We start from the raw sequence: 1,366 nt of genomic DNA, 5'->3' as shown, positions 1-1,366 counted from the left end.
GCTCCTACATCTATGGTTACCCCCTTTTCTGCAATACTGTTCTTGATGCGTGTTTGGCTTGCTTTCATCTATCCGGCGTCTAAGTGGGGTTTGTGGCCCCGCGCCTCGATGAGAATCGATGCCCAACGACCCTAATTAGGGTAACGGCCTTTCAGCCGTGTAGGAGCCCAGGGTTGTCGTCAGGCCGGTTGGCCGTTCACGTCATCAGTTATCCAGCATCGCAAAACCAGGTGGGTGGTGCTCGGGTGACAGCGGGGTCAGGCGTTCATCGCGGCTGGCCCCGCATCGAATTCAGTGTGGTGTGCCGCAATCGCCCAGGCGATTCGTGCCAGCTTGTTGGCCAACGCGCAAACCACAAGATTGGAGTGATGGCGGGACGCCAAGAGCTGGCGGACCCAGTCCGCCAAAGCGCCTTTCTGTCGATCCAGTTGCATCAAGTACACACGGGCGCACTGGATGAGCAGGCGTCGCTGGTTTCGATCGCCGCGTTTGCTGATGCCCAACAGTACGGTCTTGTCGCCCGTGGAATGTTGTTTGGGCACCAACCCGATCGAGGCCGCATAGCCTCGGCCGCATTTGAACTGTTTGCCATCGCCCAACTCGGCAGCCAGGGCGCTGGAGGTGATCGGGCCGACACACGGCATGGTCATCAAGCGCGCCGCCAGATCATCTTCGGCGGCCTGGCACTCCACCTCCTTGTCCAGCGACTTGACCTGTCCATCCAGATAGTTGAAGTGCCCATGCAGCAGCATCAGATTTTTCTTGATGCGTTCAGAAAATGAACTCACCTCAAGCAACGCTGGAAGCTCTTTGATGGTTTTGAAGCCCGGGGCCAGGCTGACGCCAACCTCCAGAAGGGCTGCGTGAATCCGATTGACGGTCGCCGTGCGGTCTTTAATGAACGACTCACGTAGCGAGTTGGACATGGCCAGCGCCTGCTGGGCTTGGGTTTTGGGCGGCACAAAACGCATCGTGGGTCGGGTCGCCGCCTCGCAGATCGCCTCGGCATCAGCGAAGTCGTTTTTGTTGCTTTTCACATACGGACGCACGAGATGAGGGGCAATGAGCTTGGGTGTATGTCCTAGCTTGGCGACCTCTTGCGCCATGAAGTGGGCGCCGCCGCAGGCTTCCATCACGACGGTGCAGGGGGCGAGATTTGCGAGGTGCCGGGTGAGCGCCGTCCGCGTAAATTTTTTGCGGTAAACCTCGTGGCCGCGATCATCTTGCGCATGCAGGTGAAAGGTATGTTTTCCGAGGTCGATGGCGGCGATAGCTACGTTGTTCATGGCAATGATCTCCGATGAGCCCCCGGTGAAAGCTTAGTGGGCGATCACAGGGGGCAGCGGGGGTAGCCATTTCATTAGGG

1 protein-coding gene is annotated in these 1,366 nt (G+C 58.6%); it reads right to left on the bottom strand.

Features of this window, described 5'->3' with window-relative positions; genetic code table 11:
* Positions 1 to 257: 257 nt before the first annotated feature.
* Complete coding sequence (locus AC1RQB_RS28190) at positions 258 to 1,286, bottom strand: IS110 family RNA-guided transposase (protein ID WP_063342505.1); 1,029 nt, start codon at positions 1,284 to 1,286, stop codon at positions 258 to 260.
* Positions 1,287 to 1,366 lie beyond the last annotated feature (80 nt).

It is taken from the genome of Pseudomonas sp. GW822-FHT02E03, from assembly GCF_058802325.1.
This window is presented reverse-complemented; position numbering and strand designations above follow the sequence as displayed.

Bases quoted from the DNA above. Each gene is read 5' to 3' on its own strand.
- AC1RQB_RS28190 (WP_063342505.1), bottom strand. From the start codon at position 1,286: ATGAACAACGTAGCTATCGCCGCCATCGACCTCGGAAAACATACCTTT.